Annotated in this window: 25 protein-coding genes; 13 read left to right on the top strand and 12 right to left on the bottom strand. The window is 71.9% G+C overall.

Going from position 1 to position 23,301, the window contains the following annotated elements:
* Window positions 1-6: 6 nt before the first annotated feature.
* Genes ACTWPT_RS17380 through ACTWPT_RS17415 form a run of 8 tightly spaced genes read left to right on the top strand, consistent with a single transcriptional unit; the run spans window position 7 to window position 7,799 of the window.
* Entirely contained in the window at window positions 7-1,011 is a 1,005-nt protein-coding gene (locus ACTWPT_RS17380; protein ID WP_443178539.1) for a glycosyltransferase family 2 protein, read from the top strand.
* Window positions 1,008-2,210 (top strand): glycosyltransferase family 9 protein, encoded by a 1,203-nt coding sequence (locus tag ACTWPT_RS17385; protein WP_443178417.1) that lies wholly within the window; start codon window positions 1,008-1,010, stop codon window positions 2,208-2,210. Before ACTWPT_RS17380 ends, ACTWPT_RS17385 begins: the two co-directional genes overlap by 4 nt.
* Window positions 2,207-3,394, top strand: coding sequence for a glycosyltransferase (locus tag ACTWPT_RS17390; RefSeq protein ID WP_443178418.1), 1,188 nt, complete (start codon window positions 2,207-2,209; stop codon window positions 3,392-3,394). The genes ACTWPT_RS17385 and ACTWPT_RS17390 overlap by 4 nt, the downstream gene beginning before the upstream one ends.
* Before the next feature lie 2 nt (window positions 3,395-3,396).
* Window positions 3,397-3,945: a D-sedoheptulose-7-phosphate isomerase gene (locus ACTWPT_RS17395; RefSeq protein WP_443178419.1), complete on the top strand. Its 549-nt coding sequence runs from the start codon at window positions 3,397-3,399 to the stop codon at window positions 3,943-3,945.
* The gene (locus ACTWPT_RS17400) at window positions 3,945-5,291 is read left to right on the top strand and encodes a PfkB family carbohydrate kinase (protein ID WP_443178420.1); all 1,347 of its coding nucleotides are present in this window, start codon (window positions 3,945-3,947) and stop codon (window positions 5,289-5,291) included. Before ACTWPT_RS17395 ends, ACTWPT_RS17400 begins: the two co-directional genes overlap by 1 nt.
* A complete protein-coding gene (locus ACTWPT_RS17405) occupies window positions 5,288-5,962 on the top strand; it encodes an SDR family oxidoreductase (RefSeq protein WP_443178421.1) in 675 nt (224 codons plus the stop codon). Before ACTWPT_RS17400 ends, ACTWPT_RS17405 begins: the two co-directional genes overlap by 4 nt.
* Window positions 5,953-6,840 (top strand): glycosyltransferase family 9 protein, encoded by an 888-nt coding sequence (locus ACTWPT_RS17410; protein WP_443178422.1) that lies wholly within the window; start codon window positions 5,953-5,955, stop codon window positions 6,838-6,840. Before ACTWPT_RS17405 ends, ACTWPT_RS17410 begins: the two co-directional genes overlap by 10 nt.
* Entirely contained in the window at window positions 6,837-7,799 is a 963-nt protein-coding gene (locus tag ACTWPT_RS17415; RefSeq protein ID WP_443178423.1) for a UDP-glucuronic acid decarboxylase family protein, read from the top strand. The genes ACTWPT_RS17410 and ACTWPT_RS17415 overlap by 4 nt, the downstream gene beginning before the upstream one ends.
* Window positions 7,800-7,812: 13 nt before the next feature.
* Here the strand turns inward: ACTWPT_RS17415 and ACTWPT_RS17420 are convergent, their stop codons facing one another.
* The 6 genes from ACTWPT_RS17420 to ACTWPT_RS17445 form a co-directional block, all read right to left on the bottom strand.
* Window positions 7,813-8,751: an NAD-dependent epimerase/dehydratase family protein gene (locus ACTWPT_RS17420; RefSeq protein WP_443178424.1), complete on the bottom strand. Its 939-nt coding sequence runs from the start codon at window positions 8,749-8,751 to the stop codon at window positions 7,813-7,815.
* A gap of 145 nt (window positions 8,752-8,896) precedes the next feature.
* Entirely contained in the window at window positions 8,897-10,120 is a 1,224-nt protein-coding gene (mshC, locus tag ACTWPT_RS17425) for a cysteine--1-D-myo-inosityl 2-amino-2-deoxy-alpha-D-glucopyranoside ligase (protein ID WP_443178425.1), read from the bottom strand.
* A 10-nt stretch (window positions 10,121-10,130) separates the two neighbouring features.
* The gene (locus ACTWPT_RS17430) at window positions 10,131-10,778 is read right to left on the bottom strand and encodes an NRDE family protein (RefSeq protein ID WP_443178426.1); all 648 of its coding nucleotides are present in this window, start codon (window positions 10,776-10,778) and stop codon (window positions 10,131-10,133) included.
* A 30-nt stretch (window positions 10,779-10,808) separates the two neighbouring features.
* A complete protein-coding gene (locus ACTWPT_RS17435) occupies window positions 10,809-11,573 on the bottom strand; it encodes an SCO1664 family protein (protein ID WP_443178427.1) in 765 nt (254 codons plus the stop codon).
* Window positions 11,570-12,118, bottom strand: coding sequence for a DUF3090 domain-containing protein (locus ACTWPT_RS17440; RefSeq protein WP_443178428.1), 549 nt, complete (start codon window positions 12,116-12,118; stop codon window positions 11,570-11,572). The genes ACTWPT_RS17435 and ACTWPT_RS17440 overlap by 4 nt, the downstream gene beginning before the upstream one ends.
* A 9-nt stretch (window positions 12,119-12,127) precedes the next feature.
* Window positions 12,128-12,814, bottom strand: coding sequence for an MSMEG_4193 family putative phosphomutase (locus ACTWPT_RS17445; RefSeq protein ID WP_443178429.1), 687 nt, complete (start codon window positions 12,812-12,814; stop codon window positions 12,128-12,130).
* Window positions 12,815-12,927: 113 nt separating this feature from the next.
* Here ACTWPT_RS17445 and ACTWPT_RS17450 point away from each other — a divergent pair, with 113 nt between their 5' ends.
* Both ACTWPT_RS17450 and ACTWPT_RS17455 read left to right on the top strand, forming a co-directional pair.
* Window positions 12,928-13,875: an aldo/keto reductase gene (locus tag ACTWPT_RS17450; RefSeq protein ID WP_443178430.1), complete on the top strand. Its 948-nt coding sequence runs from the start codon at window positions 12,928-12,930 to the stop codon at window positions 13,873-13,875.
* A 127-nt stretch (window positions 13,876-14,002) separates the two neighbouring features.
* Window positions 14,003-14,842, top strand: a complete 840-nt coding sequence (locus tag ACTWPT_RS17455; protein WP_443178431.1) for a hypothetical protein — start codon at window positions 14,003-14,005, stop codon at window positions 14,840-14,842.
* A gap of 181 nt (window positions 14,843-15,023) precedes the next feature.
* Here the strand turns inward: ACTWPT_RS17455 and fabI are convergent, their stop codons facing one another.
* Together fabI and ACTWPT_RS17465 are read right to left on the bottom strand one after the other, a co-directional pair.
* Entirely contained in the window at window positions 15,024-15,788 is a 765-nt protein-coding gene (fabI, locus tag ACTWPT_RS17460; RefSeq protein ID WP_443178432.1) for an enoyl-ACP reductase FabI, read from the bottom strand.
* 1 nt (window position 15,789) lies between these two features.
* Window positions 15,790-16,485 carry a beta-ketoacyl-ACP reductase gene (locus ACTWPT_RS17465; protein ID WP_443178433.1) on the bottom strand — a complete coding sequence of 232 codons (696 nt, stop codon included), beginning with the start codon at window positions 16,483-16,485 and terminating at the stop codon, window positions 15,790-15,792.
* 77 nt (window positions 16,486-16,562) lie between these two features.
* Here ACTWPT_RS17465 and ACTWPT_RS17470 point away from each other — a divergent pair, with 77 nt between their 5' ends.
* Window positions 16,563-18,056: a TldD/PmbA family protein gene (locus tag ACTWPT_RS17470; protein WP_443178434.1), complete on the top strand. Its 1,494-nt coding sequence runs from the start codon at window positions 16,563-16,565 to the stop codon at window positions 18,054-18,056.
* Complete coding sequence (locus ACTWPT_RS17475; RefSeq protein ID WP_443178435.1) at window positions 18,056-19,426, top strand: metallopeptidase TldD-related protein; 1,371 nt, start codon at window positions 18,056-18,058, stop codon at window positions 19,424-19,426. The genes ACTWPT_RS17470 and ACTWPT_RS17475 overlap by 1 nt, the downstream gene beginning before the upstream one ends.
* Before the next feature lie 45 nt (window positions 19,427-19,471).
* Here the strand turns inward: ACTWPT_RS17475 and ACTWPT_RS17480 are convergent, their stop codons facing one another.
* Window positions 19,472-20,029, bottom strand: a complete 558-nt coding sequence (locus ACTWPT_RS17480) for an arsenate reductase/protein-tyrosine-phosphatase family protein (protein ID WP_443178436.1) — start codon at window positions 20,027-20,029, stop codon at window positions 19,472-19,474.
* A gap of 366 nt (window positions 20,030-20,395) precedes the next feature.
* On the bottom strand, window positions 20,396-20,608 hold the full coding sequence (locus ACTWPT_RS17485; protein ID WP_443178437.1) for a dodecin: 213 nt from the start codon (window positions 20,606-20,608) through the stop codon (window positions 20,396-20,398).
* A 99-nt stretch (window positions 20,609-20,707) separates the two neighbouring features.
* On the opposite strand from ACTWPT_RS17485, the gene ACTWPT_RS17490 reads away from it, so the two are divergent.
* The gene (locus ACTWPT_RS17490; RefSeq protein ID WP_443178438.1) at window positions 20,708-21,022 is read left to right on the top strand and encodes a DUF3099 domain-containing protein; all 315 of its coding nucleotides are present in this window, start codon (window positions 20,708-20,710) and stop codon (window positions 21,020-21,022) included.
* Between the two features lie 315 nt (window positions 21,023-21,337).
* Here the strand turns inward: ACTWPT_RS17490 and ACTWPT_RS17495 are convergent, their stop codons facing one another.
* Together ACTWPT_RS17495 and moaA are read right to left on the bottom strand one after the other, a co-directional pair.
* A complete protein-coding gene (locus ACTWPT_RS17495; protein WP_443178439.1) occupies window positions 21,338-21,595 on the bottom strand; it encodes a DUF6457 domain-containing protein in 258 nt (85 codons plus the stop codon).
* Window positions 21,596-22,155: 560 nt separating this feature from the next.
* The gene (gene moaA, locus ACTWPT_RS17500; protein WP_443178440.1) at window positions 22,156-23,145 is read right to left on the bottom strand and encodes a GTP 3',8-cyclase MoaA; all 990 of its coding nucleotides are present in this window, start codon (window positions 23,143-23,145) and stop codon (window positions 22,156-22,158) included.
* Between the last annotated feature and the right edge of the window lie 156 nt (window positions 23,146-23,301).

A 23,301-nucleotide genomic window follows, 5' to 3' on the forward strand; every position in this document is an offset into this window, starting at 1 on the left:
ACGGTCGTGATCCCCACCATCGGGCGGCCGACGCTCGGCGACACGGTGGCCGCCGTGGGCCCCGGTGTGCAGGTCATCGTGGTGGACGATCGTCGTGTTACGAAGCGCGTTCGAGAGGGTACTCTCCGTCGTGGCGGTGGCAGTCGCACGAAGGAGCGTAGTGTGATGCTGCCCGCCGGAGCTCGCATTTCTGATGAGCACGTACGGATCGTCCGGAGCGGCGGCCGGGGTCCCGCCGCGGCGCGTAACGCCGGGTGGCGGGCCGCGGACACACCCTGGGTGGTGTTCCTCGACGACGACGTGATTCCCGAGCCCGGGTGGGCCGAGGCGGTCTGGAAGGACCTGGTGGACCTGCCCGAGGACGTGGCGGGCAGCCAGGGGCGCATCGTGGTGCCGCTGCCGTCGGACCGCCGGCCGACCGACGCCGAGCGCAACACCGCGGGGCTGGCGGACGCGCTGTGGGCGACGGCCGACATGGCCTACCGGCGGTCGGTGCTGGAGGCGGTCGGCGGGTTCGACGAACGTTTTCCGCGGGCCTACCGGGAGGACGCCGACCTCGCGCTGCGGGTCGTGCGGGCGGGCCACCGGCTCGTGCGCGGCGACCGGGTGACGGCGCATCCCGTGCGGCAGGACGGGTTCTGGGCCAGCGTGCGCTTCCAGCGGGGCAACGCCGACGACGCGCTGATGCGGCGCGTGCACGGGCCGGGATGGCGTGCGGCCATCGGCGGTGGGCGGGGGCGGCTGCGCACACACGCGGTGACCACGGCGGCCGGACTGGCGGCGCTCGGCCTGGCGGCACTCGGCGGGCGGCGCGCGGGGCGAGGGCTGGGCGTCGTGGCCGGGGCCGCCGGGTTCGTGTGGGCCGGGTTGACGGCGGCGTTCGCGTGGCAGCGGATCGAGCCCGGGCCGCGTACCCCCGAAGAGGTGTGGCGGATGGTCGTCACCAGCGTGGTGATCCCGCCGGTCGCATGCGCGCACCGGCTGCGGGGGGAATGGAGGGTGCGGCGATGAGCGCTCGCATGCCGGGAGCGGTGCTGTACGGTGCGGGCCCGTGCATGACGGCGGGCACCGCGAGATGCGGCTCCCCCGCGAGGGCCACGCCCACGAGGGCGACCGCCGAGCAGGCCGAACGGGCCGCCGCCAAGAGCGCCGGCCGCCGGGGGCGCGTGCTGGTGGCGCGGCTCGACGACGCCGGGGACGTGCTGTTGACCGGTCCGGCAGTCCGGGCCGTGCGCACACTGGCCGAGGAGGTCGTCTTCCTGGCCGGCCCGAACGGCAGGGCGGCCGCCGAGCTGCTGCCCGGCGTGGACCGCGTGGTGGAGTGGCGGGCCCCGTGGATCGACCACACTCCCCCGCCCGTCAGCAAGGCGCAGGTTGCCGACCTGGTCGGGCGGCTGCACGGCATCAACGAGGCGGTGGTCCTCACCTCGTTCCACCAGTCGGCGCTCCCGCTGGCGCTGCTGCTCAGGCTCGCCGGCGTGCGCAGGATCACCGCGATCAGCAACGATTACCCGGGCTCTCTGCTCGACGTCCGCCACGTCGTGGACGAGAGCGTCGACGTGCCCGAGGCCGAGCGGATGCTGGCCGTGGCGCGGGCGGCGGGGTTCGAGCTGCCGCCGGGCGATGACGGCAAACTCGCAGTTCAACGACCACTGCCGGATATAGACAAATTTACGGGGCATTTGCTCAGCGTCGGCGCCGACGCCGGCAAAGGTGCCGCCAGAGGTGCCGGCAAAGGCACGTATGTCGTGGTGCATCCAGGGACGTCGGCGCCCGCGAGGACATGGCCGGCCGAAAGGCATCGGCTGGCCGTGCACGAGCTGGCGGAGGACGGGCAGCGAGTCGTCGTGACCGGCACGGAACGGGACCTCACCGCCTACGTGGCCGGCGACGACGCGGCCGACCTCGGCGGCGCGACCACTTTTGCCGAACTGGCCGCCGTGCTGGAACGCGCCAGCGTGCTCGTGGCCGGCAACACCGGCCCCGCGCACCTGGCCGCGGCGGTCGGCACGCCGGTCGTGAGCCTGTTCGCCCCCGTCGTCCCGGCGGCGCGGTGGGCCCCGTACGGGGTCCCCGCCGTGCTGCTCGGCGATCAGCAGGCGCCCTGCAAGGGCAGCAGGGCGCGTATCTGCCCTATCCCCGGACACCCGTGCCTGTCCCAGGTGACAAGTGAGCAGGTGGTCAAGGCAGTGAGGGAGCTAACTCAGTGAAGGTCGATCTCATCTCCGAGCACGCGGATCCGCTGGCCGCTGTCGGCGGCGTCGACGCGGGCGGCCAGAACGTGCACGTCGCCGCGCTGGCCGTCGCGCTGGCCGAGCGCGGGCACACCATCGCGGTCCACACCCGGCGCACGTCGACGTCGCAGCCGGCGTCGGTCCCCCTGGCGCCCGGTGTCACGGTCGAGTACGTGCCGGCCGGTCCCCCGGTGCCGATACCCAAGGACGAGCTGCCGCCGTACATGCCGGAGTTCACCGACCGCCTCGCCGACCACTGGGCGATCGACCCGCCGGACGTCGCGCACGCGCACTTCTGGATGAGCGGGCAGGCGGCGCTCCAGGCGGCCGACGGAATCCCCGTGGTGCAGACGTTCCATGCGCTGGGCGCGGTCAAGCGGCGCTGGCAGGGCGAGGCGGACACCAGCCCGGCGCACCGCCTGGACACCGAGCGAGAGATCGGCAAGCGGGCCGACGCGGTGCTCGCCACCTGTAGCGACGAGGTGGGCGAGCTGTGCGCGATGGGCGTGCCGGAGCAGCGGATCACGGTCGTGCCATGCGGGGTGGACCTGGCGGCGTTCTGCCCGGACGGGCCGGTGGCGCCGCGCCCGGCGGGCCACATGATCTTGTGCATCGGCCGGATGGTGCCGCGCAAGGGTGTGGACACGGTGATCGCGGCGCTGCGCCAGCTGCCCGGCGCCGATCTGGTGATTGCCGGCGGCAGCCCGGACGACGAGGAGGCCGTCAGGCTGCGCTACCTGGCCGCCGGGTACGGCCTCCACGACCGGGTGCACGTGATCGGCAGTGTGCCGCGCACGCAGGTGCCGGCGCTGATGCGCTCCGCCGACGTCGTGGTGACGGTGCCGTGGTACGAGCCGTTCGGCATGGTCCCGGTCGAGGCGATGGCGTGCGGCGTCCCCGTCGTGGCCTCCGCGGTCGGCGGGCACCTGGACACGGTCGCCGGCTGCGGCGTGCTGGTGCCGCCGCGCCGCCCGCGCGCGCTGGCCAGAGCGCTGAAGGACGTGCTCGGCCACCCGGACAAGCGGGCCAGGCTCGGGGCGGCGGGGGCCAGGCGGGCCCGTGAGAGGTACGGCTGGCGGCACGTGGCCGAGCGGACCGAGGCCGTGTACACGCAGGTCATCGACGGCAAGCTGTGCGGCTTGGCGGCTCTGGGGGGTTGATCGTGGACACTCATCTGGAAAAGCTCTGGAACGCGCTGGAGAAGGTCGATGCCCAGGCGGCCGGGGTCCGCACATGGGGCGCGAAGCTGGCCGGCGTGCTGACCTCCGGCGGCCGGCTGCTTGCCTGCGGCAACGGCGGCTCGGCGGCCGAGGCGCAGCACCTGACGGCCGAGCTGGTCGGCCGCTTCAGGGACGACCGGCCGCCGTACGCGGCGATCCCGCTGCACGCCGACGGGTCGTCGCTGACGGCGATCGCCAACGACTTCGGCGCCGAGGAGGTCTACGCCCGCCAGGTGCGCGCGCACGGCCGGCCCGGCGACGTGCTGCTGTGCCTGTCCACCAGCGGCACCAGCCCCAATGTGCTGGCCGCGGCCAAGGCGGCGCAGGACGGCGGGATCCTGGCCTGGGCCATGACCGGGCCGGCACCCAATCCGCTGGCCGGCCTGTGCGACGACGCGGTGGCCGTGCCCGCGGACGACACGGCCACGGTGCAGGAGGTGCACCTCGCCCTGATCCACTTGCTGTGCGATGCGGTGGAGGAGGCGCTGTGATGGATCACAGCGCGGGCGGGCCGCTCGTGGTGCTCGGGGACACGCTGCTCGACGTGGATGTCGAGGGCGAGGCGGAGCGGCTGTGCCCGGACGCGCCCGTCCCGGTGGTGGACGTCATCGCCGAGCAGGCGCGCCCCGGCGGGGCCGGCCTGGCCGCGCTGCTGGCCGCCCGCGACGGCGCCGACGTCGTGCTCATCACCGCGATCGGCGACGACCCGGACGGGCACCGCCTGTGCGGTCTGCTGTCGGAGGAGCTCGACCTGGTACGGCTGCCGCTGCGCGGCGGCACCGTGCGCAAGACCAGGGTCAGAGCCAGAGGCCAGACGCTGGTCAGGCTGGACACCGGCGACGGCACCGCCAGGTACGCCCCCAGCGAGGCGGCCGCCGACGCGGTCGCCAAGGCCGGCGCGGTGCTGGTGTCCGACTACGGCAGAGGCGTGGCCAAGATGGCCCGCGAGCTGCTACGCGACACAACCGTGCCGGTGCTGTGGGACCCGCACCCGAGAGGCGAGCTGCCCATGCCCGGCTGCGCGCTGCTGACGCCGAGCGAGGCCGAGGCGCGGGTGTTGTGCCCGTCCGCTTACCGCGGCCCCGACCAGGCCGCCCGCCGGCTGGTGCGGGAGCTGCGGGCCGGGGCGGTGGCCGTCACGACGGGCGCGTGCGGAGCCGCGCTGGCCGTCGAGGGCGGGCCGCTCATCCAGGTGCCGCCGCCGGTGCGGGCGGGCGGCCACGATGCGTGCGGCGCGGGCGACCGGCTGGCCGGCGCCGCGGCCCTGGCGCTGCGCGACGGCCACGGTGTCGCGGGTGCGGTGGCGATCGGCGTCGGGGAGGCGTCACGGTTCGTGGAGCGCGGCGGCGCCGCCTCCATCAAGATCCAGGAGCAGCGGCTCGGCGACCGGCCCCGCACGGCGCTGGAGGTGGCCGGCCTCACCCGCGCCAACGGCGGCCGGCTGATCGCCACGGGCGGCTGCTTCGACCTGCTGCACGCAGGCCACGTGAGCCTGCTGCGGCGGGCCAGGGCGCTGGGCGACGCGCTCGTCGTCTGCGTCAATTCCGACGCCTCGGTACGCCGGCTGAAGGGCCCCGCGCGGCCCATCGTGGACGCCCGCGACCGGGTGGAGGTGCTGAGGGCGCTCGGCTGCGTGGACGCCGTGCTGGTGTTCGAGGAGGACACCCCGGCCCATGCCATCGAGCTGCTACGCCCCGACGTGTGGGTGAAGGGCGGCGACTACGAGGGGGAGGTCCTGCCCGAATCCGAGGTCCTGGCCGGGCTCGGCGCGGAGATCGTCGTGCTGAGCACGCTGCCGGGACGTTCGACAACGAATCTGATCAGGGAGATCCAGTGAACATCTTGATTACCGGGGGAGCCTCCGGGCTCGGCCTGGCCACCGCCGAAGCCGTGGAGAAGGAAGGCTGGCGGGCGCTGGTCGTCGACGTACGGGAGCCGGACCAGCGGTTTGATCACGTCACCGCCGACCTGGCCGACCGCGGCGAGGCCGAGCGGGCGGTACGCGAGCTCGCCGAGCGGGCCGGCGGCCTGGACGGCGTGGTGACGGCCGCGGGCATCGACGCGTGCGGGCGGCTGGAGGACGTGCCGGCCGCCGACTGGGAGCGGGTCATCAAGGTGAACCTGCTCGGCACCGCGTCCGTGGTCCGGGCCGCGCTGCCGTACCTGAAGCACACCCGCGGCAAGGTCGTCACCTGCGCATCCACGCTGGGGCTGCGGCCGCTGAGCGACGCGTCGGCGTACTCGGCGTCGAAGTTCGGCGTCGTCGGCCTCACCCGGGCGCTGGCGGTCGAGCTGCGCGGCGAGGTGGGGGTGACTCTGCTGATCCCGGGCGGCATGCGGACCGCCTTCTTCGACGGGCGGCCGGAACAGTACAAACCGGGTCCCGAGGCCGGGCTGAACGATCCGGCCGACGTCGCGCAGACCGTGGTGTTCGCGCTGCGGCAGCCGGCCGGCTGCGAGGTGAGAGAGCTCGTCATCTGCCCCTCGACGGAGACGTCATGGCCCTAGAGCTCTTGGTGCTGCGCGGGCTCGGTCTCGGCGACCTGCTGACGGCCGTGCCCGCGCTGCGGGCCCTGCGCCAGGCGTTCCCGCGGCACCGGATCACCTTGGCCGCGCCGCGGGCGCTGGAGGCCCTGCTGCCGCCGATCGGCGCGGTGGACGGCCATGTGGACGTGTCGGGGCCGGGACCCATACCGATGGACAGGGTGCCGTTCGAGCGGCCGGACATCGCGGTCAACCTGCACGGGAAAGGGCCGCAGAGCATCGACGCGCTGCGGCGCACCGAGCCGGGGCGGCTGATCAGCTTCGGCACGGGCCCGCCGTGGCAGGACGGCGTGCACGAGGTGCGGCGCTGGTGTGGCCTGCTGGAGTGGCATGGCATCCCGGCCGATCCCGGCGACCTGACGCTCGGCATCTCCGACCGCACGGGGCCGGTGATCGTGCACCCGGGGGCAGCCTATCCGGCGCGGCGCTGGCCGCCCGACCGGTTCGCGCGGGTCGCGGCCGTGCTGGACGACGTCGTCGTCACCGGCAACGCTGAGGAGGTTCCCATCGCCAGGAAGGTCGCCGAGCTGGCCGGGCTGCCGCCCGAGCGGATGCTGGCCGGCCAGACGTGCCTGGCCGACCTGATCGACCTGGTCAGCCGGGCCAGGCTGGTGGTCTGCGGCGACACCGGCGTCGCGCATCTGGCGACGGCGTTCTGCGTGCCGTCGGTGGTGTTGTTCGGGCCGGTCTCGCCGGCGTTGTGGGGCCCGCCGCCCGGCTGGCGCCACGTGGCGCTGTGGGCCGGGCGGTACGGGGATCCGCACGGCCAGCGGGTCGATCCCGGCCTGCTGAAGATCGAGGTTTCCGAAGTCGTCGACGCTGCGTTGGAGGTCACATCATGAGGGCTCTGGTCACCGGGGGCGCCGGATTCCTCGGTTCCTACCTGTGCGAGCGGCTGCTGGAGGAGGGGTCGGAGGTCGTCTGCATGGACAGCTTCCTGACCGGCGGTCCGCGCAATGTCGAGCATCTGATGGACCGGCCGGAGTTCCGGCTCATCGAGTGCGACCTGACCGGTTTCGTGCACGTGCCGGACCGGCTGGATCTCGTTCTGCACTTCGCCTCAGCCGCCTCGCCGGTCGACTACCTGCGCTATCCGATCGAGACGCTGCGGGTGGGCAGCCTGGGCACGCTGCACGCGCTGGGGCTGGCCAGGGAGAAGGCCGCCAGGTTCGTGCTCGCCTCGACCAGCGAGGTGTACGGCGACCCCCTCGAACACCCGCAGAAGGAGACGTACTGGGGGAACGTGAACCCGGTCGGCCCGCGCAGCGTGTACGACGAGGCCAAGCGCTTCGCCGAGTCGCTGACCACGGCCTACCGCCACTCGCGCGGCACCGACACCGGCATCGTGCGGATCTTCAACACGTACGGCCCGCGCATGCGCCCGTTCGACGGGCGGGCGATCCCGACGTTCATCAGGCAGGCGCTGACCGGCGAGCCGATCACCATCACCGGCGACGGCTCGCAGACGCGCTCGATCTGCTACGTGGACGACACCGTCTCGGGCATCCTGGCCATGGCCCGCAGCGACTTCGCCGGTCCGGTCAACATCGGCAACCCGGACGAGCTGACCATGCTGGAGCTGGCCACGACGATCAGGGATCTGGCCGGGTCGTCGTCGGAGATCGTGTTCATCGACCGGCCCGCCGACGATCCCAAGGTCAGGAGGCCGGACACGACGCTGGCGGCCGAGCGGCTGGGCTGGCAGGCCCGGGTGCCCGCGTGGGAAGGGCTGCGCCGCACGATCGAGTGGTTCTCGGCCGAGCTGGCCGCGATCGAGCAGCTCGAGCGGGTGCGGACCTGAACGACCGCCTGGTTCAGCGCTCGTTGCCGGCGCGCAGCCAGGCAAGGTAGTCGGCGACCCCGCGGTCGGTGTCGTAGGCGGGCTCGTAGCCGGTGTCCTCGCGCAGCCGGGTGATGTCGAGCCAGACGCCGGGCGCGCCGGCAGCGCCCGGGCTTCGTCCCTCGGGCAGGTCGACGCGGGCATCCGGGACGAGCCTCTTGATCGCGGCACTGACCTCGCCGTTGGTGGTCAGCCGACCCGAGCCCACGTTGTACGTGCGATGCCGCAGCCGCTCGCCCAGCTGGAGCAGGGCGATGGCGCGGGCGCAGTCCTTGACGTAGCACATGTCGATGCCGTCGCCGGCCCGCATCGGCGCGCCCGCCGGGGTGATGCCCCGGGCGGCGGCGTGGACGAGCTGGGGCGCGGCGAAGAACGGCGAGGGGAAGTGGCCGAGCGGGCCCCAGATGGCGGCGATGCGGTAGGTGACCACGTCGAGGCCCAGGGTTCCGGCCAGGTGGCCGGCCAGCAGCTCGCCGATCTTCTTGAACGCGGGGATCGGGTGCCCCGCGGTCATCGGCAGCGGCACGTCCTCGCCCAGGGCGCCTTCGGTCGGAACGCCGCCGTACACGCCGATCGTGCTGGCGAGCCCGAGGCGGCCGACCTGCCAGGCGCTCGCCGCCTTGAAGACGTTGAGCAGGCTCTTGACGGCCTTCTCCGCGCCGTCGAGGGGCTGGCACGCGCCGGGCGGCCAGGGGACCGAGCCGGCGAGGTGCACGATGCCGGTGATCTTGTGTTTGTCGCCGATGGCGAGGAGCGCGGCCTCGTCGGTGAGGTCGGCCTGCTCGACGACGACCCGCTCGTCCGGGAACGTGCCGGGGCGGCGCTGGACGAGCACGCAGGACTCGCCGAGGTCGAGCAGCGCCCGCGCGGTGTGCGTGCCGATGAAGCCCAGCCCGCCGGTGATCAGAATCATAGTCAGCTCCTAAAATAATCAGCTCTACTGATAATCAGTCTAGCGGTAGCTGTAGGCATAAGAAAACCCCGCGCCTTCCGAGAGACGCGGGGCCGGCCACTGTGCCCACGAGAAAGCCCCGCCAGGCGCGGGGCTTTCTGCGGGGCTAGAGCGCGACGCCGAGCAGGGCGTCGGCCAGGTCCTTGACGAGGGCGGGGGCGTCCGGATCCGAGCCGCCACCGGCGAGTGCGGCCTCGGCCCAGGCGTCGATCGCGGCCAGCGCGGCCGGCGAGTCGAGGTCGTCGGCGAGGTGCTCACGCACCCGCGCCAGCAGCTCGCCGGCGTGCGGCCCGGAGGCCAGGCCGACGGCCGAGCGCCAGCGGGCCAGCCTGCGCTCGGCGTCGGCGATCAGGCTAGGGACGTACGCCCAGTCGGCGCGGTAGTGGTGGGCAAGCAGCACGAGCCGGACCGCCATCGGGTCGTGCTCCTGGCGCAGCTTGGAGACGAAGACCAGGTTGCCCTTGGACTTCGACATCTTCTCGCCGTCGAGCCCCACCATGCCGGCGTGCGTGTAGAACTTGGCGAACGGCCACTCCCCCGTGGCCGCGTGCCCCTCGGAGGCGCCGCACTCGTGATGCGGGAAGATCAGGTCGGAGCCGCCGCCCGCCACGTCATAGCCGGCGCCGAGGTTGTCCAGGGCGATCGCGGTGCACTCGATGTGCCAGCCCGGACGGCCCTTGCCCAGCCGCGACTCCCAGGCCGGCTCGCCCGGCCGCTCGGCCCGCCACAGCAGCCAGTCCAGCGGGTGGCGCTTGCCGGCCCGGTCCGGGTCGCCACCGCGCTCGGCGAACAAGGCCAGCATCTCGCTCTCGTCGTAGCCCGACACCTGCCCGAACTTGGGGGCGTCGGCCACGCTGAAGTAGACGTCGCCGTCGAGGACGTACGTGACGCCCTTGGCCGACAACGCGGCGATCAGGTCCGCCACCCCGCCCACGACCTCGGTGACGCCGACGTACTCGCGGGGCGGCAGGATCCGCAGCGCCTCCATGTCGCCGCGGAACAGCTCGATCTCCCGCTCGGCCAGGTCCTGCCAGTCGATGCCGGTCTGGGCGGCCCGCTCCAGCAGCGGGTCGTCCACGTCGGTGGCGTTCTGCGTGTAGTGGACCTCGTGGCCCGCGTCCCGCCACAGCCGGCCGACCAGATCGAAGGCGTGGTAGGTGTTGGCGTGGCCGAGGTGCGTGGCGTCGTAGGGGGTGATGCCGCAGACGTACATCCTGGCGGTCGGTCCGGGATCGGTCTGCCGCACCTGCTTGGCCGAGGTGTCGTAGAGACGCAGCGGAATGCTCTCACCAGGGAGCTTTGGGACGTTCTGGGCAGACCACGATCTCATGTTCCTGAGCCTATCCGTCCCGTTCTGCGGTCAGGTCGGTGAAGTCGTACGTCACACCGTCCGGCGCGAGCGCCACCTCCATCACCGACAGGGAGGCGAAGACCCGGCCATCGGGCAGCTCGTGGCGGACGATGAGCGCGCCCTGGTCGGCGGACGGCTCCGCCGTGATCAGCTCCCGCCAGACCTCGGTCTCGAACCTGGGCAGGTACGCGATGACCCGCTCGCTGGCCGGGTCCAGGCCCGAGTTGACGATCATGCTCGTGCCGTCGGGCAGACCGGAGACGCTGCTGCGCTCGCCGTCCCAGCTGAACAGCCGCACCCGCGCCAGGTCGGCGAGCACCAGGTGAAAAGGGTCGTAGCGGGTCAGATCCGCGTCGGGCAGCTCGCCCGTGTACGCCGCACGCAGCGCCAGGTCACCCCGCGAGACCTTCGTCGTCTCGGGTGCGGGCCTGCCGTAGGCGTTGAGGAGAGCCGCGGCCCGGCGGGCCGCCGGATGGAGAGCCAGCCAGGTGCCCCCGGCCTTCAGGTCTCGCCCGCCGATCACGCCCGGGTAGTCCGGCCAGTGCTCGCCCGGTCCCTCCCACGGCCGGTCGGCGAACTCGTCCCGCACGCCCATGAGGGTCAGCGGCTGCCCGGTTCTCACGATCAGCGTGCACATGGGCAAAGAGTATTAAACCGGCGCAGGCGATCAGATGGGGGGCCAGGGAATGGCGGGCCAGCCCTCCGACGGGTACGGGTGCACGCCGGTGTCCAGCAGCCGCCTGACCCGCTGCCAGGTGGCCTCGACCTCCGCCAGCGTCAGCAGCTCGCGCAGCCTGCGCCCCAGCGCGCCCGACTCCAGGTCGCGCTCCAGCTTGGCCAGCACGGCCACGGCCTCCCTGGCGAGCGGCTTGCCGCGCCACTGCCACAGCACCGTGCGCAGTTTGTCCTCGACGGAGAAGCACACCCCGTGATCCACCCCGTAGACGTGCCCCGTCGGCAGCGGCAGCAGGTGACCGCCCTTGCGGTCGGCGTTGTTGACCACCGCGTCGAACACGGCCATCCGGCGCACCACCGGGTTGCGGCTCTTGACCAGCCGCATGAGATCGATCTCGCGCTCGGTGTCGATCCACAGCTGCACCATGCCGGGGCCGAAGGGGCCGTCGCGGTAGACCGTCGGGGGCACGATGCGCCAGCCGGTCGCCTGCGACACCTCGTAGGCGGCCACCTCGCGGGCGGCCAGGGTGCCGTCGGGGAAGTCCCACAGCGGGCGCTCGCCGCGTACCGGCTTGTAGACGCAGGCGGCCGAGTGTTCGCCCAGCTTGACCGAGCAGTAGAGCGTCATGTTGGTGGCCTCGACGAGGCGTCCCGCCACCTCCAGGCGGCCGTCGCGGAGCAGCGTGAGGGCGTCCTCGTCATGCATGCCCGGCGGATTGGACGGTTTGACGGCCGGTTCGCTCTCCGGAGCGGTCATGAAGCCGCCTCACCCCCGCGGTATCCGTTGAGGCGCACGCAGACGTGCCCGGTGGCGTCGAGGGGCTGCGCGCACAGCGGACACGGCGGCCGGCCCGCCGCGACGATCTGCAGGGCCCGCTGCGTGAAGGCGCGGGCGGCGCCCGCGCTGATCCGCACGCGCAGCACCGCGGGGTCCGGGCTGCCGAGATCGTCCTCGTCGATGACCTCCTGCGCCTCGATCACCACCTGAGATCTCTCCGCGTCCCACGCCAGTGCCATGGTGCCCACCCGGAAGTCCTCCGCGACCGGCACATCGAGCGGTTCGTCGTCGGACAGGTCGGCCGGCGCCAGTGCGGGCACGTGCGCGGTGCCCCCGCTGAGCCGCAGCACCTCGTCGAGCAACTCGTCCAGCCTGCCCGCGAGCGCGGCCACCTGCAGTTTCTCCAGCGCTACAGTGGTCAGTCTGCCCTCGGCCCTGGCCTGCAGAAAGAAGACACGCGCGCCCGGCTGCCCGAGGGCACCGGCGACGAACCTCTCCGGTGGGTCGTAGTCGAAGACCGGCATAGCCTGACCTTACGTGGTTCCGGACCCGCCGCCGACGGCGGCATCGCTCCCGGTGATGTTTTCTCCCCCGTCTTTCTCCTCCGAATCCTCGGGAAGCCGCAATTCCCCCATATCGTTGAGCTTGAGAACAAAGGGACGCAAGGGGGCATAGCGAATGACGGTGAGGGCCGCCGGATCAGCCGTTATCCGCTGAAACTGATCGAGGTGGAGCCCCAGAGCGTCGGCGACGATCGACTTGATCACGTCGCCGTGGCTGCAAACCAGGTAGACAGCCTTCTCCCCCAGGCGTTGATTCCACTCCCGGACCGCCGAGACAGCTCTATGTTGCATTCCGGCCAGGGACTCCCCATCCGGAAATGTCGCCGCGCTCGGGTGCGCCTGCACGACCTGCCACAGCGGCTCACGGGCGAGCTCCTTCAGCGGCCGCCCGGTCCAGCCGCCGTAACCGCACTCGATGAACCGCTCGTCGATCTCCACGCCGAACTCCCGGCCCTCGGCCACCGCTTCGGCCGTTTCCCGGCAGCGTTCGAGCGGACTGGAGACAACGGCGTCGAGCCTGACGCCCGCGATGCGTTCGGCGAGCGCGGCGGCCTGCGCCCGGCCCGCCTCACTCAGCCGCACCCCCAGCGTGCGGCCGGCCAATACCGGCCCGGTGAGGTGGGTCAGCCCGTGCCGGGCCAGAAGCAGCGTGGTCACCCGGCAAGTGTCGCAGGCCTCGATCACAGTGTCGAAGCCGGGCGGACGGGTCTGTGTGACGCCGGCCGCCGAACACGACGTTGAGGCCACCCGGGCGGTAACCTGGCGGGATCATGGAGCAGCGCTATGTCGGCCACAGCGGCCTGTCGGTGTCCCGGCTGGGGCTCGGCACGATGACCTGGGGCCGTGACACCGACGCGGACGAGGCGGCCGCCCAGCTCCGCACCTTCGTGGACGCGGGCGGCACTCTCGTCGACACGGCCGACGTCTACACCGGCGGCGACGCCGAGCGGCTCCTCGGCCGGCTGCTGCGCGACTCGGTGCCGCGCTCGGAGCTGGTGATCTCCACCAAGGCCGTGGTGACGCCGGCGGGCCGGCGGCCGCGCGACGCCTCCAGGCGCCACCTGATCGCCGCGGTCGACGACTCGCTCAACCGCCTCGGGCTCGACTACGTCGACCTGTGGCAGCTGCACACGTACGACGAGGAAGTGCCGCTGGAGGAGACGCTGGCCGCGCTCGACGCGATCGTCGCCTCCGGCCGGGCCGTCTACGCGGGCGTGTGCGACTACAGCGGCTGGCAGCTGGCGGCCGCGGCGGTCACCCAGAAAATGATCCCCGGACGCATCCCGATCACCTCGGCTCAGGTGGAATACTCGTTGCTGGCCCGCGAGCCCGAACGCGAGCTGCTGCCCGCCGCGGCCCATCTCGGCGTCGGGGTGCTGGCCTGGTCTCCGCTGGGCCGGGGGGTGCTGACCGGGAAATACCGCACCGGCATCCCGGCCGACTCCCGGGCCGCGACCCCGCACTTCGCCGATTTCGTGCGCCCCTACCTCGACGAGAGGAGCCGCCGGGTGGTCGAGTCCGTCATGACGGCCGCCGACGGGCTAGGGGTGTCGCCGCTGGCCGTTGCCCTGTCGTGGGTGCGCGACCAGCCGGGCGTGGCCTCGGCCATCGTCGGCGCCCGTACGCACGCGCAGCTCACCGGGGCCCTGCCGGCCGAGGACGTGGTGCTGCCCATAGAGATCCGAGAGGCCCTCGATGACGTGTCGTCACTCGACTGATCACGAACGAGAGCATCACTCACGTATCACTAGTCGATACCGAATCGCAACTTTACCCGCGAAAAGCCTGCGTCTGACGAGCGATATCCATAAAGATTTCCTTCGGAGGCGAGGCAGGAGGGGACGGATGGGGAGCAGAACCGCGATCTCGGCCGGAGTTCTCGCGGTGGCGCTGTCGGCCGTCCCGGCCGCGGCGTCGGCCAGTGCGTCCACCACTACATCCACCACGGGGTCTGCCGCGGGCCAGGACTGCACGCGCGACGGCGGCCTGCTGTCGGGAGTGACCAACACCCTGTGCGACGTCGTCACCACCGTCACCGACACGGTCGACTCGCTGACCGGCGGCACCACCGACCCGGTGACGAGCGGCGTGGACAAGACCACCGACGAGGTGCTCGGCGAGGTCGGCAAGGCGGTCCCCACCGGCACGGCCACCCCGACCAAGACCGCCGAGCCGTCGGCCACGCCGACCAAGACCGGGCTGGTGCCCGACGGGCTCGGCGACGTGTGCCTCCCCGTGCTCGCCTGCGAGGACAAGACCGTGCAGGACAACGCGTCAACCACCCCCTCCACGCCGTCCCCCGACAGCACCTCGCGCGACGGCGACAAGGCCTCCACCACCGCGCCGACCGGCGGTCCCACGCCGCCGGAGAGCCGGCCGCAGCAGATGGACGACGAGCGGCCGGTGACCGAGCGGCCGACCGCCGACACGGACGAGGCGCGGGTGGACCTGCTGTGGCCGAACCCGTTCGCGCACGAGCTGACGGTGCCGATGCAGGACCGTCAGGTGGTCCGGCCCACGCCGCCGGCCTCCGACGTTCTGGGGACGGCGCTGACGATCGCCCTGCTGGGGTCGGCGGTGCTGGCCGCGCGGATCGTGCAGCAGCGGCGGCAGCGTACGGAGCAGGTGGAGTCGATCCCGTTCGAGCCGGCCCGTGTCGGCAGTGGCCGCCACCGCCTGGCATGAGCACGGTCAGCCCGGACGCGGGTCCGAGACATCTCGCCCCCGCACGCCGGATGCGGCCGCAGGCGCGAAGGCAGCGTTCGCCTGCTGCGCCGTGACGGTGATCTGGCGGGCGGCGACCTGACGGCCACCCGCATCCGCCAGGTCTGTGTCTGCGAGCCGGCCTGACGACCGAGCGAGGGGGTCAGGCGCCGATGGCGTGGACGCCGCCGTCCACGTGGACGATCTCGCCGGTCGTGGCGGGGAACCAGTCGGACATGAGGGCCACGCACGCCTTGGCGGCCGGGACCGTGTCGGACAGGTCCCAGCCCAGCGGGGCCTTCTCCGGCCAGCTGTCCTCGAACTCCTTGAAGCCGGGGATCGACTTGGCCGCCATCGTCCGCAGCGGCCCGGCCGCGACGAGGTTGACGCGGATGTTCTGCTTGCCGAGGTCGCGGGCCAGGTAGCGGTTGCAGGACTCCAGGCCGGCCTTGGCGACGCCCATCCAGTCATAGACGGGCCACGCCTTGGAGGCGTCGAAGTCGAGGCCGACGACCGCGCCGCCCTCCTTCATCAGCGGCAGGCAGGCCACGGCCAGCGACTTGAACGAGTACGTCGACACCTGCAGGGCGGTGGCGACGTCCTCCCACGAGGTGTTGAGGAAGTTGCCGCCGAGCGCGCTCTGCGGGGCGAAGCCGATCGAGTGCACGACCCCGTCGAGACCGTCGACGTGCTCACCGACCCGGGCGGCCAGGGTGTCGAGGTGCTCGGTGTTCTGCACGTCGAGCTCCAGCACCGGCGCCGGGGAGGGCAGGCGCTTGGCGATGCGCTCCACCAGGCTCAGCCGGCCGAACCCGGTGAGGACGACCGTGGCGCCCTCCTGCTGCGCCAGCTTGGCCACCGAGAACGCGATCGACGCGTCGGTGAGCACGCCGGTCACCAGGATCCGCTTGCCTTCGAGAATGCCCACGTCAGTGCCCCATTCCAAGTCCGCCGTCGACCGGGATCACGGCCCCGGTGATGTAGGAGGCGTCGTCGCTCGCCAGGAAGCGCACGACACGCGCGACCTCTTCGGGGGCCGCCTGCCGCCCGAGAGGGATGTTCGTGACGATCTTCTCGTGGTCGAGATCGGCCGTCATGTCGGTGGCGACGAATCCGGGCGAGACCACGTTGACCGTGATGTTGCGCGAGCCGTACTCGCGGGCCAGGGAGCGGGCGAAACCGACCAGGCCGGCCTTGGAGGCGGCGTAGTTGGCCTGGCCCGCCTGGCCGGACAGGCCCACGACGGAGGAGACGAGGATGATCCGGCCGCGCTTGAGCTTCATCATCGGGCGGATGGCCCGCTTGGAGACGCGGTAGGCGCCGGTCAGGTTGGCGTCGATGACGTCGGTGAAGGCGTCTTCCTTCATCATCGCCAGCAGCGTGTCCTTGGTGATGCCGGCGTTGGAGACCAGGACCTCGACCGGGCCCTGCTCGGCTTCCACCTTGTCGAAGGCGGCCTCGACGTCGGCCATGCTGGTGACGTCGCAGCGCACGCCGAACAGGCCCTCGGGGGGCTCCCCCGATCGGTAGGTGACCGCGACGGCGTCGCCTGCCGCGGCGAGTTCACGGGCGATCGCGAGGCCTATGCCGCGATTGCCCCCGGTGACGAGTACTGAGCGTGCCATGGAACCTGACGCTATCTCCTACCCGCCGGTATCGACTTGTCCGGGTGGCACAAGATCACGGGGTTAGGATCGTGGACATGCGCCAGATCGATCCCGAATTCCTGGAGCTGCCGCTGCGGCAGCTGGCGGACGCCGCCTTGCAACGCGCTCGCGACCTCGGTGCCGAACACGCCGACTTCCGGCTCGAACGCGTCAGAGCCGAGACGCTCAGCCTCTACGACACCCGGCTCGAGGGCGCCATGGACGCCGACGACCTCGGTTACGCCGTGCGGGTGGTCAAGGGCGGCACGTGGGGGTTCGCGGCCGGGATCCACCTGACGGCCGAGGCCGCCGCGGTGGTGGCCGAGCAGGCGGTTCGGGTGGCGGAGGTGAGCGCGCCCATCAACAGGGAGCCGATCGAGCTGGCGCCGGAGCCGGTGCACGCCGAGGCCGTGTGGGTGTCGTCGTACGATGTGGACCCGTTCGACGTGCCGCAGTCCGACAAGGTGGGCCTGCTCGCGGCGTGGTCGGCCGGGCTGATGAAGGGCGCCGACCACGTGTCGGCGCGGCTGCTGCAGGTCAAGGAGCAGAAGTTCTACGCCGACACGGCCGGGACGGTGACCACGCAGCAGCGGGTGCGGGTGCATCCCAAGCTCAACGTGATGAAGGCGTACGAGAGCGGCTTCGACGACATGTCGACGATCGCGCCGCCGGTCGGGCGCGGGTACGAATACCTGACGGGCACGGGGTGGGACTGGCCGGCCGAGCTGGACCGGCTGCCGGAGCTGCTGGCGGAGAAGCTGGCGGCGCCGTCGGTCGAGGCGGGCGACTATGACCTGGTGGTCGACCCGTCCAACCTGTGGCTGACGATCCACGAGTCGATCGGCCACGCCACCGAGCTGGACCGGGCGCTCGGCTACGAGGCGGCCTACGCGGGCACCAGCTTCGCCACGTTCGACCAGCTGGGCGAGCTGGTCTACGGCTCGCCGCTGATGAACGTGACCGGCGACAGGACCGTCACGCACGGCCTGGGCACGATCGGCTACGACGACGAGGGCGTGCAGGGTCAGAGCTTCGACATCGTCAGGGACGGCATCCTGGTCGGCTACCAGCTGGACCGGCGGATGGCGCTGATGAAGGGGCTCGGGCGGTCCAACGGGTGCGCGTTCGCCGACTCGCCCGGGCACATGCCGATCCAGCGCATGGCGAACGTGTCGCTGGTGCCGGCGCCGGACGGGCCCTCGACCGACGAGCTGATCGGCGGGGTGGAGCGCGGCATCTACATCGTCGGCGACAAGAGCTGGTCGATCGACATGCAGCGTTACAACTTCCAGTTCACCGGGCAGCGGGCGTACCGGATCTCGCACGGCAAGCTGGCCGGGCAGATCAGGGACTTCGCCTACCAGGCGACGACGACGGACTTCTGGTGGTCGATGGAGGCGGTCGGCGGGCCTGACACGTACGTGCTGGGCGGGGCGTTCAACTGCGGCAAGGGCCAGCCGGGGCAGGTGGCTCCGGTCAGCCACGGATGTCCGTCGGCGCTGTTCAAGGGCGTGCGGATACTCAACACCGTGCAGGAGGGTGGGAAGTAGTGGGTCCCCAGGAGATGGTGGAGAGGGCGCTGGAGCTCTCTCGGAACGACGGCTGCGTGGTGCTGGTGGACGAGGGGTCCACGGCCAACCTGCGGTTCGCGGGCAACACGCTCACCACGAACGGCGTCGCCCGCTCCGCGCGGCTGACCGTGATCTCGGTCGCCGGCGAGGGCGTGGGGGTGGTGTCACGGGCCTCCGTACGCGACGAGCAGGTCGCCGACGTCGTGGCGGCGGCGGACGCGGCGGCGCGGGACGCGCAGCCGGCGGAGGACGCCCGCCCCCTCGTCGAGGGCGTGCCTCAGTCGTCGCAGTGGGACTCTGACGTGCGTCCGACCGACATCGGGGTGTTCGAGAGGTTCGCTCCGGCGCTCGGCGAGGCCTTCGCCGCCGCCGAGGCGGGCGGCAGGAAGCTGTACGGCTTCGCCGAGCATTCGCTCACCTCGACGTTCCTCGGCACGTCGGCGGGCGTGCGGCTGCGCCACGACCAGCCGACCGGGCGGCTGGAGCTCAACGCCAAGTCCGCCGATCTGAAGCGGTCGGCGTGGACGGGCGTGTCCACGCCGGACTTCACGGACGTGGACGTGTCGGCGCTCGACTCCTCGCTGGCGCAGCGGCTCGAGTGGGCCAAGACCCGGGTGGACCTGCCGGCCGGGCGCTATGAGACGCTGCTGCCGCCCAGCGCGGTGGCCGACCTGATGATCTACCTGTTCTGGTCGGCGGGGGCCAGGGACGCGCTGGACGGGCGTTCGGTCTTCTCGAAGCCGGGCGGGGGCACCCGGGTGGGCGAGCAGCTGGGCACGCTGCCGGTGACGTTGTCGAGCGATCCGGGCGCTTCGGGCATCGCGTGCGCGCCGTTCGTGACGGCGCACGCTTCCAGCAGGCAGAGCTCGGTCTTCGACAACGGGCTGCCGCTGGGACCGACCGACTGGATCAAGGACGGGCGGCTGGAGGCGCTGCTGCAGACGCGTTACTCGGCGGAGCTGAGCGGGCTGGCGGTGACGCCGGGCATCGACAACCTGATCATGGCGGGGGCCGGGGACGGGCGGTCGCTGGAGGAGATGATCGCCTCCACGCAGCACGGGCTGCTCGTCACCTGCCTGTGGTACATCCGGGAGGTCGACCCGCAGACGCTGCTCGTGACCGGGCTGACCCGCGACGGGGTCTACCTGGTGGAGCACGGCGAGGTCGTGGGCGAGGTGAACAACTTCCGGTTCAACGAGAGCCCGGTGGACCTGCTGGGGCGACTGGCCGAGGTGGGGGCGAGCGAGCGGACGTTGCCACGGGAGTGGAACGACTACTTCCAGCGGACGATCATGCCGCCGGTGCGGGTGCCGGACTTCAACATGTCCACGGTCAGCCAAGCGAGCTGACGGCCCGGCCGTACGTGAGTCACGCCCTCCGAGGGATGACGGCGGTCAGCGGGGGCCGAGGAGGGCGCCGAGGGCGTGGCTGAGGGATTCGCCGAGGGTCTTGGCGCAGGCGTCGTAGCCCTCGGGCGGGCCGCCGTAGGGGTCGTACACGTCCATGACGCGCCTCTGGTCGCGGCGGGCGGCGGCCGACTGGACGATGGCGCGGGCCCGTTCCACCGTGTCGGAGCGATAGCGGCGGCCTCCGGCCCCGGAGGCGAGCGCGGCGAACTCCGGCAGGGTGAACGTCTTGTGCGCGGCCCCCGGGTCGAGCCCCACGGCGACGGCGACGTGCGCGGCCTCCATCGTGAGCAGCAGATCCGCGGACCTGACCAGGTCCGGATCGAGCATCCGGGCCCGGTGCGCCCGCCCGTCCAGGCCGAGCTTGGCCAGCGCGGCGACCGCGTGCGGCGCCATGGGATGGCCGACCTGGGCGCGCACCCCCGCGCTCCCCGTGGCCATCGGCAGGGGTGCTGACTGGAGCATCGCCCCGGCGATCACTTCTGCCATGGCGGAACGGCAGATGTTGGCCGTACAGACCAGGAGAAGTCGGAACTCGGCACTCACATCGGCCAATCTAACCGCTCAAATCGGCTCACGAGAGGCGGATGGTGTGCATGCGTTGCCAGCGCTGGCCGGCGACGTGCCTGGCGGTGCCCGCGTCGAGGTCGTAGACGACGGACCAGCGTGTGTGCGGCTGGGCCACCCGGCGGCTTTCCTGGCCGGCTCGGCGTCGCTGAGCGGGGCCTGGCGCAGGACCCCGGCGGCGGCCCTTTCCTGACGGGCTCCGACGGCTTCCCGAGGGGCTCCGGTGGCCCAGGCGGGGGGCGCCACGGCGACGGTCAGCGCCGCCAGCAACGCCACGGCTCCCCATGCCCGGTGTGCCGCCCGGCGCCCGCCCTGTCATCCCCGGAAAGGCCCTCAGGACGCCGCTCAGGCGTCTTCCAGCCGGAAGCCCACCTTCAACCCCACCTGGAAGTACGCGACCTCGCCCTCGTCGATGTAGCCGCGGACCTCGGTCACCTCGAACCAGTCCAGGTGGCGCAGGGTCTGCGCAGCCCGCCGGATGCCGTTGCGGATGGCCTGGTCGACGCTCTCCTTCGACGTTCCGACTATCTCGGTGACCCGGTACGTTCGATCCGTCATCGCCTTCTCCTCCTTACCCGAAGGCCATGATCGCATGACCCCCGTCACCACCCGGGTGCGCCGTCGCGTCCCGCTCCTCCGAGGTCTACCGTGGAACCTATGAAGGGGTGGCGCAAGAAAGCAGACGTCCACCAGGTCACGGACGCCCGGCCGTCGCTGTCGGCCGACATCCGCAAGCGCGAGATCAGCTACCTCATCAAGATGGGGATCCGCACGATCTGCCTGATCCTGGCGGTGGTGGTGCCGGTGCCGTGGCCGTACCGGTTGCTGTTCATCGCAGCGGCGGTCTTTTTGCCATACATAGCGGTAATCGGGGCCAATGAGAGGGGGAAGGCTGCCCCGCCTCCTACCTTTCAGAGCCCTGAGGCTAACCAAACCGAGATACCGCTGCATCGACGCGAGATCGGGTCGTGACTAAGTCTTGACGCATCCCATGGGTTGTAGGTGTACGCTTTAGCCAAGCGCTCCGGTCCCCCGTCGGAGTGCTGGTGCCGGCGTTCCGGGCCCCCGTCGGAACGCCGATGAAGCGACGCCGGGTGGTTTGCCCCCGTAACCACCCGGCGTCGCCCTTTTCCTGGCGAAACGTTTGCCCGCCGGACGATCTAGTGCGACGCCCACTCGGAAGTCGGTAGGGCTGCTTTCCCGAAATCGTTTACATCGCTCCCGCCCCGATATTCACAGGAAACTTTCAGGCGGGAGCGAGCTTGACTTCAAGAGTTCGTTCGAGTGTCAGTCGTCTGTCAGCGTCTCGGTGGTGGCGCGGCTCCAGTTTTTCGCCAATGTGGTCAGTCTGGCCACAGCGTCCTCAGGGGCGGTGCCCGCCCCTTGGGCCAGCCCGAGCAGGTACGCCGTCAGCGGCGCTGCCGGACGGGCCACACCGTGGGCGACTTCCTTGGTCAGGTCGAGTATCTGATCGCGGTCCACAGTCGCCGGGTCGATGCCCAGCTCCTTGCAGGCCAGCGCGGTCCATTCGTTGAGCACGTTCATACGAGCCTCCTCCAGATCGTCCATTGTGTCGCAGTCGAACCACGGCCGCCCGGGCAGCGCCAGGCGTGTTCCGGTGAGGGGGCCGGCAGGCCCCTAGAGCGAGCGTCCGCCGTAGGAGGCGAGGGCCGCCTTCAGCTCCGCGGCCGGCCGGGCGCCGGCGAGCCACTGCTCGCGCCCGCTGTCGTGCACCATCACCGCTCCGGCGCCGGGCCGGCGGCGTCGAGCAGGGCCCGTACGTGCGTCGCTGTCAGGAACGGCAGGTCCCCGGCGAGCAGCGCCACCCACGGGGCCGTGGCGAGTGCCAGGCCGGCGGTCAGGGCGGGGATGCCGCCGTGCGCAAAGGTCCGCGCACCATCTACGCCCTCCGCCGAGCGCGCCGCAGCGCCGGCAGCTCCAGTCGGAGGCGACGGGTCGCGGGTGCCGCCGGTCGGGGAGGTCGCGTCGCCGGCGCTCTCGGCAGACGACGCCGCGGCCGGTAGGTGCCGGCGCGCTGCCGGTTCCGTGGGCGTGGGTGTGGGTCGTGTCGGCGCGGGTCGTCGTGTTCCCCATCGCCGCGGGCCCTAGCCGCCGATGGCGGACATCGGGCGGGACGGCTGGAGGAAGGACGGGTCGTCGATGCCGTGCCCGGCGCGTTTGCGGGCCACCGCCGCGATCCACCGCTCGGCCAGCTCGTCGTCGGACGCGCCCGCCCGCATGGCGGTCTTCAGGTCCGACTCCTCGGTGGCGAACAGACAATTGCGGACCTGGCCGTCGGCGGTGAGCCTGACCCGGTCGCAGGCGCCGCAGAACGGCCGGGTCACCGACCCGATCACGCCGACCCTGGACGGCCCGCCGTCGACGAGGAACCGCTCGGCGGGCGCGCTGCCGCGCTCCTCCAGGTCGTCGGCCGCGAGGTCGAACCCGGCGGCAAGCAGGCCCAGGATCTCGTCGGCGGTGACCATGTCCTCGCGGCTCCAGCCGTGCTGGGCGTCCAGCGGCATCTGCTCGATGAAACGCAGCTCATAGCCCTGCTCGAGACACCAGCGCAGCAGCGGGACCGCCTCGTGCTCGTTGAGGCCCCGCATGAGCACGGCATTGACCTTGACCGGGCGCAGCCCGGCCCGGTCGGCCGCGGCGAGCCCGGCGATCACGTCGGCGTGCCGGTCACGGTGCGCGAGCCGTTTGAACGTCTCGGGATCGAGCGTGTCGAGCGAGACGTTGACCCGGTCGAGCCCGGCGGCGGCCAGCGGCTCGGCCAGGCGGGCCAGCCCGATGCCGTTGGTCGTCAGCGAGACCTGTGGCCGCGGCTGGAACTCGGTGGTGCGGGTCACGATGTCGACCAGCTCGCGCCGCAGCAGTGGCTCGCCACCGGTGTAGCGGACCTCGGTGATGCCGAGGCGTTCGACCCCGATCCGCACCAGGCGGACGATCTCGTCAGCCGTGAGGAGCTGGGCATTGGGGAGCCAGTCCAGGCCCTCGGGCGGCATGCAGTACGTACAGCGCAGGTTGCACTTGTCCGTGAGGGACACCCGAAGATCTGTCGCCACCCGTCCGAACGAGTCTCGCAACACGGGGCGTCACCTCCTGTTCGTTCGCCAGAGGGCCCAGCCTACGACGCCCATCGGCAGCCACCCAAAATTGGCCCTTCTCCGCACGACAACACATCCGCGCCTAGATCGATTCCGCTCCCACGCGGCTCAGCGCGGCGCCGTCGGGCGTGGCGGGTC

Origin of the sequence: Nonomuraea sp. 3N208, assembly GCF_052245935.1 — a bacterium.
Lineage (GTDB): Bacteria > Actinomycetota > Actinomycetes > Streptosporangiales > Streptosporangiaceae > Nonomuraea.

Excerpts from the sequence above, each read along its gene's own strand:
- ACTWPT_RS17385 (WP_443178417.1), top strand. The coding sequence starts at position 1,008 with ATGAGCGCTCGCATGCCGGGAGCGGTGCTGTACGGTGCGGGCCCGTGC.
- ACTWPT_RS17400 (WP_443178420.1), top strand. The coding sequence starts at position 3,945 with ATGGATCACAGCGCGGGCGGGCCGCTCGTGGTGCTCGGGGACACGCTG.
- ACTWPT_RS17410 (WP_443178422.1), top strand. The coding sequence starts at position 5,953 with ATGGCCCTAGAGCTCTTGGTGCTGCGCGGGCTCGGTCTCGGCGACCTG.
- ACTWPT_RS17415 (WP_443178423.1), top strand. The coding sequence starts at position 6,837 with ATGAGGGCTCTGGTCACCGGGGGCGCCGGATTCCTCGGTTCCTACCTG.
- ACTWPT_RS17420 (WP_443178424.1), bottom strand. The coding sequence starts at position 8,751 with ATGATTCTGATCACCGGCGGGCTGGGCTTCATCGGCACGCACACCGCG.
- mshC (WP_443178425.1), bottom strand. The coding sequence starts at position 10,120 with ATGAGATCGTGGTCTGCCCAGAACGTCCCAAAGCTCCCTGGTGAGAGC.
- ACTWPT_RS17430 (WP_443178426.1), bottom strand. The coding sequence starts at position 10,778 with ATGTGCACGCTGATCGTGAGAACCGGGCAGCCGCTGACCCTCATGGGC.
- ACTWPT_RS17435 (WP_443178427.1), bottom strand. The coding sequence starts at position 11,573 with ATGACCGCTCCGGAGAGCGAACCGGCCGTCAAACCGTCCAATCCGCCG.
- ACTWPT_RS17440 (WP_443178428.1), bottom strand. The coding sequence starts at position 12,118 with ATGCCGGTCTTCGACTACGACCCACCGGAGAGGTTCGTCGCCGGTGCC.
- ACTWPT_RS17450 (WP_443178430.1), top strand. The coding sequence starts at position 12,928 with ATGGAGCAGCGCTATGTCGGCCACAGCGGCCTGTCGGTGTCCCGGCTG.
- ACTWPT_RS17455 (WP_443178431.1), top strand. The coding sequence starts at position 14,003 with ATGGGGAGCAGAACCGCGATCTCGGCCGGAGTTCTCGCGGTGGCGCTG.
- ACTWPT_RS17465 (WP_443178433.1), bottom strand. The coding sequence starts at position 16,485 with ATGGCACGCTCAGTACTCGTCACCGGGGGCAATCGCGGCATAGGCCTC.
- ACTWPT_RS17470 (WP_443178434.1), top strand. The coding sequence starts at position 16,563 with ATGCGCCAGATCGATCCCGAATTCCTGGAGCTGCCGCTGCGGCAGCTG.
- ACTWPT_RS17485 (WP_443178437.1), bottom strand. The coding sequence starts at position 20,608 with ATGACGGATCGAACGTACCGGGTCACCGAGATAGTCGGAACGTCGAAG.
- ACTWPT_RS17490 (WP_443178438.1), top strand. The coding sequence starts at position 20,708 with ATGAAGGGGTGGCGCAAGAAAGCAGACGTCCACCAGGTCACGGACGCC.
- ACTWPT_RS17495 (WP_443178439.1), bottom strand. The coding sequence starts at position 21,595 with ATGAACGTGCTCAACGAATGGACCGCGCTGGCCTGCAAGGAGCTGGGC.